The following is a 14,790-nucleotide window of genomic DNA, read 5'->3' as shown; positions in this document are numbered from 1 at the left end:
CCAGATCAAGGCCAATGCGCGTAATCTTCATGACGGACTCCTTCTTTCTGATTGACCGGGGGGTGACACTTCCCAGTCTGGCTCATCGAAGCCGTTGAAGGAGGGAGGAGTCCATCTCATTGACCTCGGACTCCGAGCAAGGGCTGGCCGTTGATTCAGCCGGCGGAGGTCGAATGAATTCGACCCCACGCTCATCTCCAGCTACCCAAGCCACAGGCGCAAAAAGGGCGACCGCAGCCACCCTCTGTATCGCTTTGAAGCCCTTTCAGCCGGCCAGGCTGGCGGCCGCCAGTGCCGTCAGCCAGCCCCCGGCCACCACACCTGCCGGGAACAGCAGCCGGGTGCGGGTGCGGAAGGGGTAGCTCTCCACCCGGTAGTGAAACTGATGCCCGCCGATAACGCTCACCACCACCGCCAGCACCATGCCCATGGCGTTGATCACCGGGTTGGCCGGGAAGCTCACGCTGACCAGCATGTTCACCAGCAGGCAGATGGGGAAGTGCACCAGGAACACCGAGTAGGAGATCCGGCTCAGGTGGCTCACCGCCGCGGGCACCGGCAGGCTGTGCAGAAAGCCGTGCTGGCGCGCCAGGCCGAGAAACAGCATGACCCCCGTGGCAAGCGCGATGCGCGCCCGGAAATCCACCACCAGCGCGGCCACGGCCAGGGCGGTCAGCAGGGCCAGCCAGCGTCCGGCGCGGGGCTGGCTGCTTGCCCACCAGGCCAGGATGCCCAGGCCGAAGGCGCCGAAGAAGTAGAGGGCGGTCTCGTCCCAGAAGGCGTCGCGGTTGAAGCCGAACAGGGATGCCAGGGTCAGCAGGCCGATCAGCAGAGGGGCAACGATGGCCAGCTCCGGTTGCCGTGCGGTGAGGCGTGAGGGCAGCCACAGCAGAAGCACAGCCACAGTGAAGAGCTGGAAGTCGATGGCCACATACCACACCCCGGCGGACAGGGCCTCCTGGTCCAGCAGATCGTGGAGCAGCAGTACGTGGGACAGCAACTGCCCCAGGTCTGGCGCCGCGGAGATGGAGCGGTGCTCCATCCATACGCCGGCCACTGCAGAGCAGGCCACCGCCAACAGCAGCGCGGCGGAGTAGGGCACCACCAGGCGGATGTAGCGCTGGAGCAGCACGGGGAGCGGTGATAGCTTCACCGGCTGCCCGGCCGGGGCAAATTTGGCGGCGAACAGAAAGCCGGACACGACGAGGAAAACCTGTACGGCCATCCGGGCGTATTCATCTAGCCACCGCACCAGTGTTGGCATCAACGGTTTGGCAACGTCACTCATGGGGCCGTAAAAGGCCAGATGGTGCATGACGACGGCCAGGCAGGCAAAGGCCTTCAGCGCATCGACGGCGGGCATTCTTGTTGTTTGTCTGGGCATGGACGGCAAGGTGAAACCGGGCATCAAATAGCGCCGGGGCAGACCGTGGGTCTGCCCCGGTGGTGACAGTGTGCGGTGCACAACGCGTGATGCCCGGTGAACGATGACCGGTATTGCTTAAATTCTGCTTTAGGTATGAATTTTTGCCGATTCGGGAGGCCAGGCCCGGGTTCTGTCAGGAAGCGCTGTTCCGGGCCGCCAGAAATGAGGGCGCCCCGACCGCCTGGGGCGGGTCGGGGCGCGGGAGATACAGGCCGGCGGCGGGGCGCCAGCCGCACGATCAGGGCTTGAAGGCTTCCACGGCGATGGTCAGCTTCACGTCGTCGCCCACGTAGGGGGCGTACTTGCCGGCGTTGAACTCGCTGCGCTTGATGGTGGCGGTGGCGTTGGCGCCACAGGCGTCCTTCTTGAGCATCGGGTGGGGCATGCAGTGGAAGGAGGTGACGGTCAGGGTGACGGGCTTGGTGATGCCCTTGACAGTCAGGTTGCCTTCGATGGTGGCCGGTTTGTCACCGTCGAAGTTCACCTTGGTGGACTTGTAGGTGATGGTGGGGTACTTGGCGGTGTCGAAGAAGTCTTCGCCCTGGATGTGCTGGTTGAACAGGGGGTAGCCGGTGTTCACCGAGGTGGTGTCGATGGTCACGTCCACGGAGCCGGTCTTGGCGGCCTTGTCGAGGGTGATGGTGCCGGTGGTCTTGTCGAAGCGGGAGAGCTGGGTCGAGTAGCCGAAGTGGCTGTACTCGAAGCGCGGGAAAGTGTGGGTGCCTTCGATGGTGTAGGTTTCCGGCGCGGCGAAGGCGGCGGTGGACAGGGTGGCGGCGATGGCCAGGGTGATGAGCTTCTTCATGCTGTTCTCCGTTCTACTGGGTTTGGTTTGATGAGTTGGGGTTGAGGCTGACTTACTTCTTGGTGGCGGCGTTGGCCACCACATGGAACTTGATCTCGATCTCGTTGGCGACGGCGGAGACGTCGGCCCAGGGGCCTTCGCCGATGTTGTAGTCCATGCGCTTGAGCACGAAGGCGCCGTCGAAGACGCCGCTGGCGCCCTCCTGCTTGAAGGTGAAGGGGGCGACCACGTCGCGGGTCTGGCCCTTGATGGTCATCTTGCCCAGGGCTTCGTAGCGGTTGCCGCCCAGGGCCTTGACGCCGGTGGACACGAACTTGGCGGTGGGGAAGGCCTTGACGTTGAACCACTGCTTGCCCACCACCTCGTCGTTGGCGTCCTTGGAGCCTGCGTCGATGCTGGCCAGGTCAATCTCGAGGGTGGTACTGGCGGCCGTGGGCTTGGCTGGGTCGAAGGCGATATGGCTGGTGAAGCGCTTGAAGCTGCCCGGGACGGGAACGCCCATCTGCTTGGACGAGAAGGCCAGGCTGCTCTTGGCGGCATCCACCTGGTTGAACTCGACGGCGTGGGCGGTGCCGGCCATCAGCACGGCGGCGGTCAGGGTGAGGGTGCGGATTTTCATGGTTTCTCCTTGAATTCGTTCGATTTACTTGGCGAAGGGCAGCATGCGGCGCAGGGTGCCGTCCTTGTCGATGATCACGTGCTTGAGGGCTCCGGCCACGTGTAGGCCGACCAGCGTCAGCAGGCCGAAGTTGAGGGCTTCATGCACTTCCTTGAGCAGGTCGCCCAGTTCTTCACTCTTGCCCACCAGGTCGGGCAGGGGCAGCACACCGAAGTACACCACCTGGAAGCCCTTGGCCGAGCTCATCAGCCAGCCGCTCAGCGGGACCAGGAACATCAGCAGGTAGAGCAGGTGGTGGGTGCCCTCGGCGATGCGGTGCTGCCAGGCGGGCATGGGCAGCGGGGCCGGCGGGCGGTGGGTGATGCGCCACAGGATGCGCGGCACGAAAAGCAGCAGCACGGTGATGCCGATCCACTTGTGATACGAGTAGAGCTTGAGCTTGGTGGGCGACAGGGGAAGGTCGTGCATGTACACGCCCAGGGGGAAGGCCACCAGGATAAGGGCGGCGATCACCCAGTGGGCGGCGATGGCGGGGCCCGTGTAGCGCGGGGTCGGGAAGTTCATGTTCAGTGCTCCGGGTGATAGGGGGCAGGGCTGGCGTCCTGCCAGAGGTAGGCGTCCATGGCCAGACCGCCGTAGGTGTATTCCGGTTCCAGGCGCAGCGGGATTTCTCCGGGGCTGGCGGCGCCCAGGGCGGTGTACAGGGGCAGCAGGTGCTCCTCGCTGGGGTGGGCGGCGGCGCCCTCGGCCGACAGGCGGCGGTAATCGAGCAGGGCCGGGCGGTCGTCCCGGGCCAGGGCATCGCCCAGCCAGTCGGCAAAGGCACGGGCGGCCTTTACCGGTGCGCCGTTCTCACCCCAGGTGAGCCAGCCAAAGTTGTGGGTCACCGCGCCGGAGGCCAGGATCAGCACCCCTTCGTCCCGAAGGGGGCGCAGCGCGGCGCCGATACGGCGGTGCCAGTCGGTGCCGGCAAAGGGCTGCAAGGCGAGCTGAACCACCGGAATGTCGGTCTGCGGATACATGGCCTTCAGCGGAATCCAGGCCCCGTGGTCAAGCCCTCGGTCGGGGGTCGTGGCGCAGGGCAGGCCAGCTTCGGCAAGCAGGGTGCCCACCCGGGCGGCGAGCTCCGGCGCGCCGGGGGCGGGGTATTCCATGGCGTAGAGGGCTGGCGGGAAGCCCCCGAAATCGTGGATGGTCTCCGGCCGTGCGGCCGTGCCGACAGTCGGCTCCCGGGCCGCCCAATGGGCGGAAATCACCAGGATCGCCCGCGGGCGGGGCAGCGTGGCGCCGAGGTGCTGCCATAGGGCGACGGTGGCGCCGGGTCTGAGCAGCACGTCGGGGGCGCCGTGGGAGACGAAGAGGACCGGGTGACGCGGGTTCATGCAAGACTCCTCGGGGCGAAGTATTCGTGGATCAGGCAGTCCAGGGACTTGGGCGGATGGCCCACGAGGGCTGCAAAGTCGCGGCTGAGGGCGGCGAACTGCCCCCGGGCGATGGCGGCAAACAGGCTGGTGCTTGCCTCAGTTGCGTCCGTAGGGTCCGCAGCCTCGCTGGCCTCATAGCGGAGTGGGCGGCTGCACACCCGGGCGATGCGGGCAGCGATGTCAGCCAGACCTACGGCGGCTTGCCCGGTCAGCCGGTGAATGCGTTGATCAAGGCGCGGGGCCAGCGCCGCAGCGGCGATGGCCTGGGCCAGCTCATCCCGTGAGACGAGGCTCAGGACGCCGTCACCGGCCGGCACACGCAGGGTGCCATCGGTCAGGGCCGGGGCGAACCAGCCGGGCAGGGCGTCGGAATAGGGCGGGCAGCGCAGCACGGTGTGGGGCAGGGCGCTGCTTGCCAGCAGGGCCTCGGTCTCCTGGTGGACCCGGGAGAAGGGCGTGGCCGGTGTCATGTCTGCTTCAAGGCCGCTGACGTAGAGCACGTGTCCAACCCCGGCTGCCAGTGCGGCGCGGATGGCGTTGCGATGGCGCTGGAGGCGCAGCTCCGCGGGCCCGTCGGTGGGCACCAGCACCAGACGCAGGACGCCGGCAAAGGCCTGGGGCAGGGTTTCCGGCTGGTCGAAGTCGCCGTGCCGCACGAGCACGTTGCGGAATGCCAGGTCACCAGCCCGGGCGGGCTCCCGCACGCTCACCGCCAGGCGACGGCCACGCAGGCCGGGCTCGCGAGCGATGAGGTGCTGGACGATGCGCCGGCCAAGCTGGCCATTGGCGCCGGTGACGAGGATCACGCTGTTCTCCTGAGTTGAGAAATTCGATGGGCGTACTTTAGGCTTTCGATTCGGCCTGAAATAGCCTTTAATGGAAAATTATTTGTTGCTGGATATGAAACAATGGATCGACTCGAAGGCATGTCCACCTTCATTCGCGTGGCCGAGGCCGGCAGTTTTACCGCCGTGGCCGAGCGCCTGGGGCTGGCCCGTTCGGCCATCACCCGCAGCGTTGCCGCCCTGGAGGCCCATCTGGGGGTCAAGCTGATCGCCCGCAGCACCCGCAGCCTGCGCCTCACCGCGGCGGGGGAGGTGTACCTGGAGCGCTGTCGGGAGATCCTGGCCCTGGTGGATGCTGCCGAGGGCGACCTGACCGGCGATGAGCGGGCGCCCCGCGGCCCAATCCGCATCAGCGTGCCGGTGAGCTTTGGTGTGCGCCACCTGGCGCCCCTGGTGGCTGACTTCATCACCACCTATCCGGGGGTGCACCTGGACGTGGATTTCAATGACCGCCAGGTCAAGCTGATCGAATCCGGGCTGGACATGGCCATCCGCATCACCACCCAGCTCGACCCGACCCAGGTGGCCCGGCGCCTCAGCACCTCGCGCCTGCTCACCCTCGCTTCCCCCGAATACCTGGCCCGCCACGGCCGGCCCCGGGTGCCGGACGATCTGCTGATCCACCAGTGCCTGGGCTATACCGGCACTGCCCGCAGCGCCTGGCCCTACAGGGTCGCGGGTGAACTGCAGTGGGTTCCAGTGCAGGGCCGCCTGCAGGCCAACAGCGGCGACGCCCTGCTCGACGCCTGCCAGCGGGGGCTGGGCATCGTGCGCCAGCCCAGCTTCATCGTCGCCCCCGCCGTCCGCGCCGGCCTGCTGGAGGTGGTGCTGGCCGATTATCCGGGGCCCGAACTGGGCATCCACGCCGTCTTTCCGAGCAACCGCTACCTGCCCACCCGGGTGCGGGCCCTGGCGGACTATCTGGCCGAGCGTATCGGGCCCACGCCTTACTGGGATGAGGGGCTGGGCTGAGGAGAGCCCCGCCTGCACACACGAACGCAGTCAGCATTCAGCGGCGGAGGGCGGCGAGGATTTGGGCAGGGGCTTCAGGCCGCCGACCCGGGGGCCTGAAGCAGCTGGTAGTCGGGATTGCCCCAGGCCTGGTAGGCCGCCCAGGTGTTGAGTTCCGGTGCGGCCAGGGCGGCGGCCTGGCGGGCGCTGTTCATCGCTTCCTCGAAGCGGCTGCCGCCGGCCAGGGCGCTGAAGAAGGCTTCGGAGAAGTTTGCTGCGCCCAGATCATCGACGGCCCAGCCCGGGGCGACTACCGCCTGCACGCCCGCCTTGAGAAGCTCCAGCACCATGCTGTTGGGTGGGCCGTCAATGTCTCCCTGCTGTATCCGGCCGGCGTGGCAGCCGTTGAGAAAGACCACATCGGGCATCGCACGCATCTGCTTGAGTTCGAGTGCGGTCAGGAAGACCCCGTCGCTCAGCACGAAGCCGCTCACCCGGCGACCGTCAGGCAGGGCGTAGTCGGTGACCGCGTTGCCGCTGACCAGCAGCATGCGGTAATCCCGGGTGAAGAGCCGGCTCATCACGGCAGAGGCACTTTCGCCGATGATTGCGCTCGCATTGAAGCCGGCGGCGTGGAGAAGCCTCATCACGCTCATGACCTCCTGCTCGGCACCGGGCAGGTTCGGCAGGCCGGCCTCTTGCTCTGGCAGCGTGCCTGCGGTTTGGGGGTTGCCGATCAGTAGCGCATTGAGGCCGCCTGGCTGGCGCCGCTGCGACGTCGCCCGCAGGCCGTCCAGGCGGCGGATGATGCGGGGAGGGAACAGGTCGGCGAGCGGGTCTGCCAGATCGTGGAGGAGCAGCTCCCAGGGCAGCGTGGCGGTATCCGGGCCGAGGTTCAGATGATAGCGATTCGCTCGGGGCAGGGACGCCAGCTCCCTTGGAATGAGCAACTGAGTGAGGGCCGGGAGGGCTTCCCGGTGCACCCGCATGTCGGCGAGCAGTTCGCGCAGCAGTCGGTCCACCAGCACCGGCTGGAAATGCACGGCGGTGTCGATGCGCCGCCCCTCAATGTCGAGGATGTACTGTAGTACGCCCTGGCCGCGCTGCCGGATGGTGAGCGTCCACAGAACGTCCGGAACCTCGGTCTGAGCGCTGCCGGCGGTGATGTCATTCCAGGCCTTGCTGTAGCGGAGCGAGTCGGCGATGTTGCCGGCGATCTCGGCGATGGCCGCAGGCCGCTCGTCCTCCGACAGCTCGCCCAGGTAGCGGATGTGGCCCTCGCCGTCGATGTTGGCGACCTGGTGTTCGAGCAGAGCTGCGGGTTCGGTGATGGGCTCGATGAGCACCGCCAGCAGGCGTTTACCCTGCTGGCGGGCCCGTTCCTGTTCGGCGAGGGGGTTGGGCCGTCCGGCGGTGAGGCTGCCCGCCACGGCCACCAATGCGTCAGCCTCGTCGAGCATGGCGGTGAGCCTTTCCTGCCAGGCATCGCCAGCCTTCAGATCCATGTCCCAGGCCACGTCGATGCCCTCGGCCTTGAGGGCACGCACCAGAGGCGCGGCGTACTGGCGGTACTCGTGCACGTAGGAGATGAACACCCGCGGGTGGGGTTGGGGTGGGGCGGGGTCTTCAGCCACGGCCTCCGGCTTTGGGGCAGACGGGCGTCGGACGGGCGGGCGGAGTTGGGGCAGGGCGAGATAGACGGGGCTGTCCACGGCGGGGGTGGCCATGGCTTTCTTGAGCCAGCGGCCGATCTCGGTGCCTAACCGGGCGGCTTCGCGGCTGCCCACGTCCTCGTCCAGGTGCTCGTAACGCAGGATGCGCAGGGTGCCGAGTTCCGGCGGGACGCGGTCGCCCTCTTCGGCCAACAGTAGCGTCTGGCCTGGGCGCAGGCCGTGGCGCAGGCCAAGCTGGAGGAGCACGTCAGGCAGGCCGGCGGAGAGGTCGACGATGGCCAGCGGTGCGCGCAGCAGGAGATTGAGTTGTTGGACCCCCAGGCCCGGGGTTGCCGCGTCGAGGCGTACGCACTGCAGCTCTGCCGCAGAGAGTTCGGCGCGGAGAACGTCAAGCAGGCGCTCGGGGGCGTGTGGGCTTCGGTTTATGAAGTTGGTCTGAATGACCAGACAGGCTTTGGCAAACTCATCTGTATCGGCGCCCGCGGTGGGCTGGCTGACAACGGGAGCCTCTGCTGCCAACAGCTGGGGGGGGGAGGCCATGCTGATGGGCGGCTGCATCAGTGTGTTCTGGAGCCGGCTGCGCGTCTGGACGACGGTCGAGCCGGCCGCGTTATGGTGCATTCGCGCCTTCAGGCGATCACGTAGCGCCGGCTCCGGCGATGTGCCCTGGGCTGGCAGTGGATAGCGGAGGACATCTCCAAGCCACTCAGGGAGCAAATCGACGGGGAAGGCTTCGTCCGCAAGGGTCTCCACATTGGTGGGGCGCAGTGCCAGGCACATTCCCGTCAGATACAGGGTCAGGCTGTCGCGGGCGCTCAAGTCGCAGATCACCGTGTCGGCACTGAGGACGTCTCCGAGCAGGCCGGACAACTGCTGGCGGGTGGCGACGCCGAGCGTCCGCACTTCCGCCCGGGTGCTTTCCATGCCAGCTTCTTCCAATGCCGTGCGGATCTCCCGGTAGCTGGCTTCCATGTCCCGAGTCTGCCCGGTAGTGGCGTTGGTGGACGTGCCCGCCGCCTGGATCACCAGACAGCGTGGTCTTGGCGGGGGCCTGCCGGCTCCGGAAGCCTGCGTCTGGGTGTCGGTCCGATACTCCGCCAGCACCGCCCCCGGTGCCTTCAGCACGATGTCCCCCACCCGCAGCGCGTCGCTGCCCAGGGCGCCCAGGAGGCGCTGGGCCTCCTCGTCGTTGCCGCCGGCCAGCGCGTCCAGACCGCGGGCGTAGGCGAGGAGTTCGGGCTGGCCGGCGAGGGGAATTTCGATGGCCGAGGCGAGGCCCCCCAGGCGTAGGGCTACGGTGCTGCCCGTGGCGCCCACCTGGCGCAGGGCGTCGGCAAAGGCGTGGGCGGCGCTGGCGGGTTCCAGGAAGGCCAGGGCGACCCAGCGCTGGATGTCCAGAAACTCGGCCATCTGCGGGTCGGCGGCGCGGCTGGCCTGGTGTTCGCGGGCTTCCACGTAGCGCCACAGCAGCTCGGCGATGCGCCGGATGCGCGGGCGCGGGTCGTGGCGGTGGAGGGAGCGCAGCATCAGCAGGCAGTGCCAGCGCACCTGGGGGTCGATGCGGTAGTAGCCGCCGCCCAGGGCCGTGGACAGGGGCGAGAACAACACGTCAGCCTCCAGGCTGGGGTCGGGGCCGTGGGCGGCGAGGAAGTTCACCCGGATCAGGTTGAGGAGATCCGGCCGCAGGGTTTCGGGCACCGACGCGTGCATCAGCAGTAGCAGCGGGTCGCGGCCGTAGTCGGCGGCGAACTGCTCCAGGGCGGCATAGGCCTCGTGGACTTCCAGCGGGCGTTGGCCGAGGGCGGCGGGGTAGGGCATGGCGGTTTATTTGGTGCCGCGCAGGATGTCGATGGCGCGCAGTAGGTGGGACGCATCGACGGGGAGCATGGGCACCGGGCCATCGGCGATCAGGCCGGCGGTGGTGCCGGCCCAGCGGCGTGCCGGCATGGGGTTGAGCCACACGGTGCTGGGGAAGAGGCGCCGGGCGTCATCGAGGAAATCGGCGGTCTGCAGGGCGCGGCGGCGGTTGAGGGCGCCCCGGGCGCTGCCGGCGTCGCTGACTACCAGCAGGGCGGCGCCGGCGTGGCGGCGCAGCACCGTGTCCCGGTCTTCGGGCTCGTCCAGGTCAGGGGTGGCATAGAGCTGCCGGCGGGGCTGGTTGTTGAAGTAGCGCAGCTCGGCCCGGGCCAGCCGGCCCAGGGGCAGGGAGGCGGCGAGGGTGGCCAGGAAGGGGCGCCACGGGTCCATGCTCGGGCTGGCGTCGGCCAGGATCAGCAGCCGGGCGCTGTTGCTGCGCCGGGGCCGGCACACCGGGCGGCACAGCTGGCCGCGGCGGCAGCGCTCGCGCAGGGTGGCGGCCAAGTCCATCTCTGTGCGCGGGCCGTGGCGGGTGCTGCGACGGTAGCGGCGCCACAGCACGGCCATGTCCCGGGGGCTGATCAGGGGCTGGGGGTCGAGCACGTAGTCCTCGCCGATGGGCGGGGCGCTGGCGAGCCGCGGGATGGGCAGGCCGCTGCCTTCCCGGGTGGCGGCAAAGGAGACCCGGGCCCGGGCGGCCTGGGCGGCAGACGTGTCCACCGTTTCGACCGGCGCGCCACCGGGCACTGCGCCACTGCCGGCAAGGGTTGGCGCCGTGGGCCGGACGGTGGCCGCTGCCGGGGCGGCGGCGGCGTCGGTGTCGGCATCCCGGGCGTCGAGTTCGTCGTCGATGGCTGCGATCAGCACCTCATCGGGGGGCGGCAGCACGTCGAACCAGCGGGCGATGAGGCGACGCTCCTCGTCGCTGCGGCCCCACAGGGCGCTGGCCAGCTCGCGCAGGGCGGCCCGGTCGCCCTGGCCAAAGCCCAGGCGCAGAGCCTCCACGCCGTCGAGGTAGTCGCGGGTGCCCACCGGCACGCCGTTGGCCTTCAGCTCGCGGAACAGCCCGAGCAGCAGGGGCGGCAGGGTGTGGCTCACCGGCGGGCCTCGTCGTCGGTGCGGGCGCGGTAGCGTTCGATGTCCTGGCGCACCTTGAAGAGCACGGCCTGGTCCACCGTATCGAGGGCATCCACCGACACCGCCTCGGCCTTGCGGCCCTGCCAGTGCAGCACCCGCACCCAGTCCACCAGCTCGCTGGTGGCGGGCAGCTTCTGCATGCCCAGCTCGCGGCCGCGCTCGCGGATGCGGCACAGGCGCTCCACGGCGCCGGTGATGAGTTCGTCGCCGATCTGGTCGAGCCGGGCGTCCAGGTTTCTGCGCACGATGTCGGCGAGCATGGCCGGGTTGTCGGCCGGGAAATCCAGCTGCACATACAGGCAGCGGCGCAGGAAGGGCTCGGGGAGCTGCTTCTCCCGGTTGCTGGTGATGAGCACGATGGGCCGCGCGCCGCCCTCGGGCCCCGTGACGTGGCGGCCAAAGCCCCGGGCCGCGGTGCAGGCTTCGTCCTCGGCGCGGGGCAGGTCTTCGATGTCGAACTCGAAGCGGTCGAGCACGTCGAGGAGGTCGTTGGGAAAGTCGATGTCGGCCTTGTCCACCTCGTCGATCAGCACCACCCGGGGCTGGCCCTGGCGGATGGCGTGGCCGAGGGGTTCCAGGTCGATGTAGGGATGCACCTGGCGGGCGGCGCTGTTGGCCGGGTCCTGAGCGTCCTGCAGGCGGCGCAGGGCGTCGAAGCGGTAGAGCAGGTCCTTGGCCTGGCTGGTGCTCTTCACCGTCATTGCGGTGAGCCCGATGCCCAGCTCTTCGGCGATGGCGCTGGCCAGGCGGGTCTTGCCGCAGCCGGCCTCGCCCTCCACCAGCAGCGGCCGGCCCAGGCGGATGGCCAGGTTGACGATGGTGGCGGTGTGGGGCGCCGCCACGTAACGGGCGGAGCGGGTGCCGGTGAATTCGGCGTAGCGGGCGGTGTCGGGCACGGTGATGGTCCTCAGCGGGCGCGGCTCCAGAAGCCGTGCAGGTTCAGTCGGTTGTACACGTTGGGTGGGGTGCCGTCGGGGGTGGTGGCGTAGGTGGCGATGGCGCTGCGGGTGTCTTCGTCGAGGGTGATCCCGGCGTTTTTGCGGAGATCCTTGAGCCAGCTGCGCACCTCCCGGGCGGTGATCGGGCCGAGGGGCGGCAGGGCCAGGATGTGGCGGTAGTCCACGTCGTCAGTGTCGAGCTTGTCGGCGCGGAAGCCGGCCTCGGGTGGATCGGCCAGGGCCGCGTGGTCGGTGATGAAGCAGTAGAGGCGCCCCTTTCCACCGGGCGGGCGGGCCGCCAGCGCCACCTGCAGGGGCTGCCAGAAGCGCTGCTGGAACAGGGCCAGGCGCCGGGCCTCGCGCCCCAGGGTGCGCAGGATCAGCACCACCGAGCGGCTGGCCAGGCGGGTGGCCAGCAGGCCGGCCAGGCCGTCGATGCTCGGTTCGCCCAGCAGTGGCTCACCCAGCTGGCTGCAGGCCCAGCAGATCAGGGATTCGGCACTGTCGGGCTCGTCGGCCTGGCCGCAGCGGATGTCCATGCCCTCCCATTCGTCCTGCCAGTTGCGCAGGAACTCGACGAACTCCAGCTGACCGTGGTTCTCGGGGCCGTGGATGAGGAAGGCTGCGGCCCGCTCGGTGCGGCGTTCGCGCAGGGCCTCCAGGGCTGCGGAGAGGGCGTCGATTTGCGCGTTGCGGCTGATCTGCCCCAGCTCGCTGTCAGGGATGACGCCGGGAGCCTCGAAGCGGCTGCGGCTGGCCTTGCGGAGCACCGCCTGGTCCCAGTTCTTGATGCAGCACAGGGCCTTGCCCAGCAGTTGGGTCGGATCGTTGTAGAAGACCTGGATGCGCCCGTCGGACGCCCACTGGTCCACGCTTGCCAGGAAGCTCTGCTGGGCGGCCCGGTCGGCCTCGGCATCGGCGGGGCTGAGTTTGCCGTGGAAGACGGCGGCCTGATCGCGCAGGTGCCGGTCGGCCTCGCTGCCGGGCACCGGGCGCAGCACAAAGATCGGTGCCTCGCCGGTGTTCCAGCGGTCCACCGCCCAGCGGAACTCCAGCTCGGTGATGGAGCGGCGCTGCAGGGGGGGCGTCCAGCCGTAGCGGTAGCCGAAGAGCCCCATGTAGGCATCGCACTCGTCCACCTTGCGCTTGCACACCGGCTCGACGAAATTGCCGCCCTCGGCCCAGTTCTCCTGCAGGAAGACCTTGGCCTGCTCGATGTTGTCGTGGATGAAGTCGCGCACGGCCTCCCGGTAGGCCTTGCAGTCCTGGGCGGTGGCGCTCAGGAAGATCTGCCGGATTTCCGGGATGTCGGCTTCGTGGGGCATGGCGCGGCGGATTCCTCAGGAGTCTCCCTGGGTTGAAGAATATGCCAGAGCCCGGCGCAGTGCCATCGTGTTCCGAAGTCCTTCTGCGGTATCGTCCGGCCGGGCCCGGCTGCAGCGGGCTGCAGTTTCGTGGGGCTGGTCAGATTCCGCGCCCGGCCCTACCATGGCGCGTCTGGTTCGCCCCCGGGCGCGCCGGCCTACAACAACATTTCTGATCCCCAGGAGTCCTCATATGTCCAGTACCGTTACCCTCGGCGGCAACCCCGTCCAGGTCGAAGGCAATCTGCCCGCCAAGGGCCAGACTGCCCCGGCCTTCTCCCTCGTCGCCAAGGATCTCGCCGACACCCCGCTGGCCAGCTTTGCCGGCAAGCGCAAGGTGCTCAACATCTTCCCGAGCGTCGACACCCCCACCTGCGCCACCTCGGTGCGCAAGTTCAACCAGTCCGCTGCGGAAGTGGCCAACACCGTGGTGCTGTGCATCTCGGCCGACCTGCCCTTTGCCCAGAGCCGTTTCTGCGGCGCCGAAGGCCTGAACAACGTGGTCACCCTGTCCACCCTGCGTGGTGCGGTCTTTGCCAAGGACTACGGCGTGGCCCTGGCCAGCGGTCCCCTGGCGGGCCTGACTGCCCGTGCGGTGGTGGTGCTGGATGAAAACGACAAGGTTCTGCACAGCGAGCTGGTGGGTGAGATCAAGAACGAGCCTGACTACGCAGCCGCCCTGGCAGCCCTGGCCTGATACGGTTCGTACGGCCAAATGAAACGGGAGCCCGAGGGCTCCCGTTTCATTTGGGGCGATGACGTTTTGTGGGGTCGAATTCACTCGACCTCGACACGCCAAACCATCGACATGCCGGTGATCACAAGTCCGCGGTCGAATGAATTCGACCCCACGGGAGCGTCGGTCTGGCCCGGGTGCCCTGATCAGTTGATCTTGGCGGCCTTGGCCAGTTCCTGGATGTGCTGGTCCACGCCCTGGGCCTGGAGGCGCTGGACGATCTGGGGCTTGGTCTCTTCGAAGCTGGGCACCTTGAGGTCGCGCACTTCTTCGAGCTGGATCACGTGGTAGCCGAACTGGGTCTGCACCGGGGTCTGGGTGTAGCTACCCGGGGTGAGGGTGGTGAGGGCCTTGCCGAAGGGCTCGACGAAGCCACCGGGCACGGCCCAGCCCAGCTCACCGCCCTTGTCCTTGGAGCCCGGGTCGAGGGACAGGCTGGCCAGCTTTTCCATCTTCTCACCCATTTTCAGGCGTTCGATGATGTCCTGGGCTTCCTTTTCTTCCTTCACCAGGATGTGGCGGGAGCGGTATTCCTTGCCGCCGGCCTGGGCCACGATGCGGTCGTATTCGGCCTTGGCGGCGGCATCGGTGACCGGGTGGCTCTGCACGTATTCACCCACATAGGTGCTGGCCATGATCTGCTGGCGTGCCATCTCGAGTTGCAGGGCCACTTCGGGCTTGCGGTCGAGGTTCTTCTTTTTGGCGGCCTGGTTGAGCAGCTCGGCCTGGATCAGGCGGCCGCGCAGTTCGGAGGCGAGCTGGGGGCTGTCCTGGGCGCCCTGGGCCTTGGCACGGGAGGCGAGGAGCTCGTAGGCGGCCTGGGAGATCACGACGCCATTCACCGTTGCCACGGGCTTGCCGGCGGGGCTGGCGGCAGCGGCTTTGGCAGGTTCGGCGGCAAAGGCGGGAGCCTGTGCCAGCAGGCCGGCGATCAGGGCGAGGCGGAACAGGCTGCGGGAGGACTTCATGGTATTTCCTTGGTGTGGAGTGAGGCGCCGCCGCCGGCTGCTCTGAG

General features: G+C 68.3%; 13 protein-coding genes. 2 read left to right on the top strand and 11 right to left on the bottom strand.

What is annotated here, in order from left to right:
- Positions 1 to 265: 265 nt before the first annotated feature.
- The 6 genes from PHI64_RS18425 to PHI64_RS18400 form a co-directional block, all read right to left on the bottom strand.
- A complete protein-coding gene (locus PHI64_RS18425; protein WP_299885962.1) occupies positions 266 to 1,363 on the bottom strand; it encodes an acyltransferase in 1,098 nt (365 codons plus the stop codon).
- A 301-nt stretch (positions 1,364 to 1,664) separates the two neighbouring features.
- Entirely contained in the window at positions 1,665 to 2,231 is a 567-nt protein-coding gene (locus PHI64_RS18420) for a YceI family protein (protein WP_299885959.1), read from the bottom strand.
- 52 nt (positions 2,232 to 2,283) lie between these two features.
- Complete coding sequence (locus PHI64_RS18415) at positions 2,284 to 2,850, bottom strand: YceI family protein (RefSeq protein WP_299885956.1); 567 nt, start codon at positions 2,848 to 2,850, stop codon at positions 2,284 to 2,286.
- Positions 2,851 to 2,874: 24 nt separating this feature from the next.
- A complete protein-coding gene (locus PHI64_RS18410; RefSeq protein ID WP_299885953.1) occupies positions 2,875 to 3,414 on the bottom strand; it encodes a cytochrome b in 540 nt (179 codons plus the stop codon).
- A 2-nt stretch (positions 3,415 to 3,416) separates the two neighbouring features.
- Positions 3,417 to 4,232: a class III extradiol ring-cleavage dioxygenase gene (locus PHI64_RS18405; protein WP_299885950.1), complete on the bottom strand. Its 816-nt coding sequence runs from the start codon at positions 4,230 to 4,232 to the stop codon at positions 3,417 to 3,419.
- Positions 4,229 to 5,080 (bottom strand): NAD(P)H-binding protein, encoded by an 852-nt coding sequence (locus PHI64_RS18400; protein WP_299885947.1) that lies wholly within the window; start codon positions 5,078 to 5,080, stop codon positions 4,229 to 4,231. The genes PHI64_RS18405 and PHI64_RS18400 overlap by 4 nt, the downstream gene beginning before the upstream one ends.
- Positions 5,081 to 5,182: 102 nt before the next feature.
- Here PHI64_RS18400 and PHI64_RS18395 point away from each other — a divergent pair, with 102 nt between their 5' ends.
- Positions 5,183 to 6,091, top strand: a complete 909-nt coding sequence (locus PHI64_RS18395; protein WP_299885944.1) for a LysR family transcriptional regulator — start codon at positions 5,183 to 5,185, stop codon at positions 6,089 to 6,091.
- Between the two features lie 74 nt (positions 6,092 to 6,165).
- Here the strand turns inward: PHI64_RS18395 and PHI64_RS18390 are convergent, their stop codons facing one another.
- Genes PHI64_RS18390 through PHI64_RS18375 form a run of 4 tightly spaced genes read right to left on the bottom strand, consistent with a single transcriptional unit; the run spans position 6,166 to position 13,000 of the window.
- On the bottom strand, positions 6,166 to 9,561 hold the full coding sequence (locus tag PHI64_RS18390; protein ID WP_299885941.1) for a CHAT domain-containing protein: 3,396 nt from the start codon (positions 9,559 to 9,561) through the stop codon (positions 6,166 to 6,168).
- Between the two features lie 6 nt (positions 9,562 to 9,567).
- Positions 9,568 to 10,698 carry a VWA domain-containing protein gene (locus PHI64_RS18385; RefSeq protein ID WP_299885938.1) on the bottom strand — a complete coding sequence of 377 codons (1,131 nt, stop codon included), beginning with the start codon at positions 10,696 to 10,698 and terminating at the stop codon, positions 9,568 to 9,570.
- Positions 10,695 to 11,633 carry a MoxR family ATPase gene (locus PHI64_RS18380; RefSeq protein WP_299885935.1) on the bottom strand — a complete coding sequence of 313 codons (939 nt, stop codon included), beginning with the start codon at positions 11,631 to 11,633 and terminating at the stop codon, positions 10,695 to 10,697. The genes PHI64_RS18385 and PHI64_RS18380 overlap by 4 nt, the downstream gene beginning before the upstream one ends.
- An 11-nt stretch (positions 11,634 to 11,644) precedes the next feature.
- A complete protein-coding gene (locus PHI64_RS18375; RefSeq protein WP_299885932.1) occupies positions 11,645 to 13,000 on the bottom strand; it encodes a DUF4062 domain-containing protein in 1,356 nt (451 codons plus the stop codon).
- 232 nt (positions 13,001 to 13,232) lie between these two features.
- Here PHI64_RS18375 and tpx point away from each other — a divergent pair, with 232 nt between their 5' ends.
- Positions 13,233 to 13,736 carry a thiol peroxidase gene (tpx, locus tag PHI64_RS18370; RefSeq protein ID WP_299885929.1) on the top strand — a complete coding sequence of 168 codons (504 nt, stop codon included), beginning with the start codon at positions 13,233 to 13,235 and terminating at the stop codon, positions 13,734 to 13,736.
- A 185-nt stretch (positions 13,737 to 13,921) separates the two neighbouring features.
- Here tpx and PHI64_RS18365 read toward each other — a convergent pair whose 3' ends face one another.
- Complete coding sequence (locus PHI64_RS18365; RefSeq protein ID WP_299885926.1) at positions 13,922 to 14,743, bottom strand: peptidylprolyl isomerase; 822 nt, start codon at positions 14,741 to 14,743, stop codon at positions 13,922 to 13,924.
- Positions 14,744 to 14,790 lie beyond the last annotated feature (47 nt).

This window comes from Zoogloea sp., assembly GCF_028689785.1.
Lineage (GTDB): Bacteria > Pseudomonadota > Gammaproteobacteria > Burkholderiales > Rhodocyclaceae > Zoogloea.
Note: the sequence above shows the minus strand (reverse complement) of the source record. Positions and strands in the feature narration are given on the sequence as shown.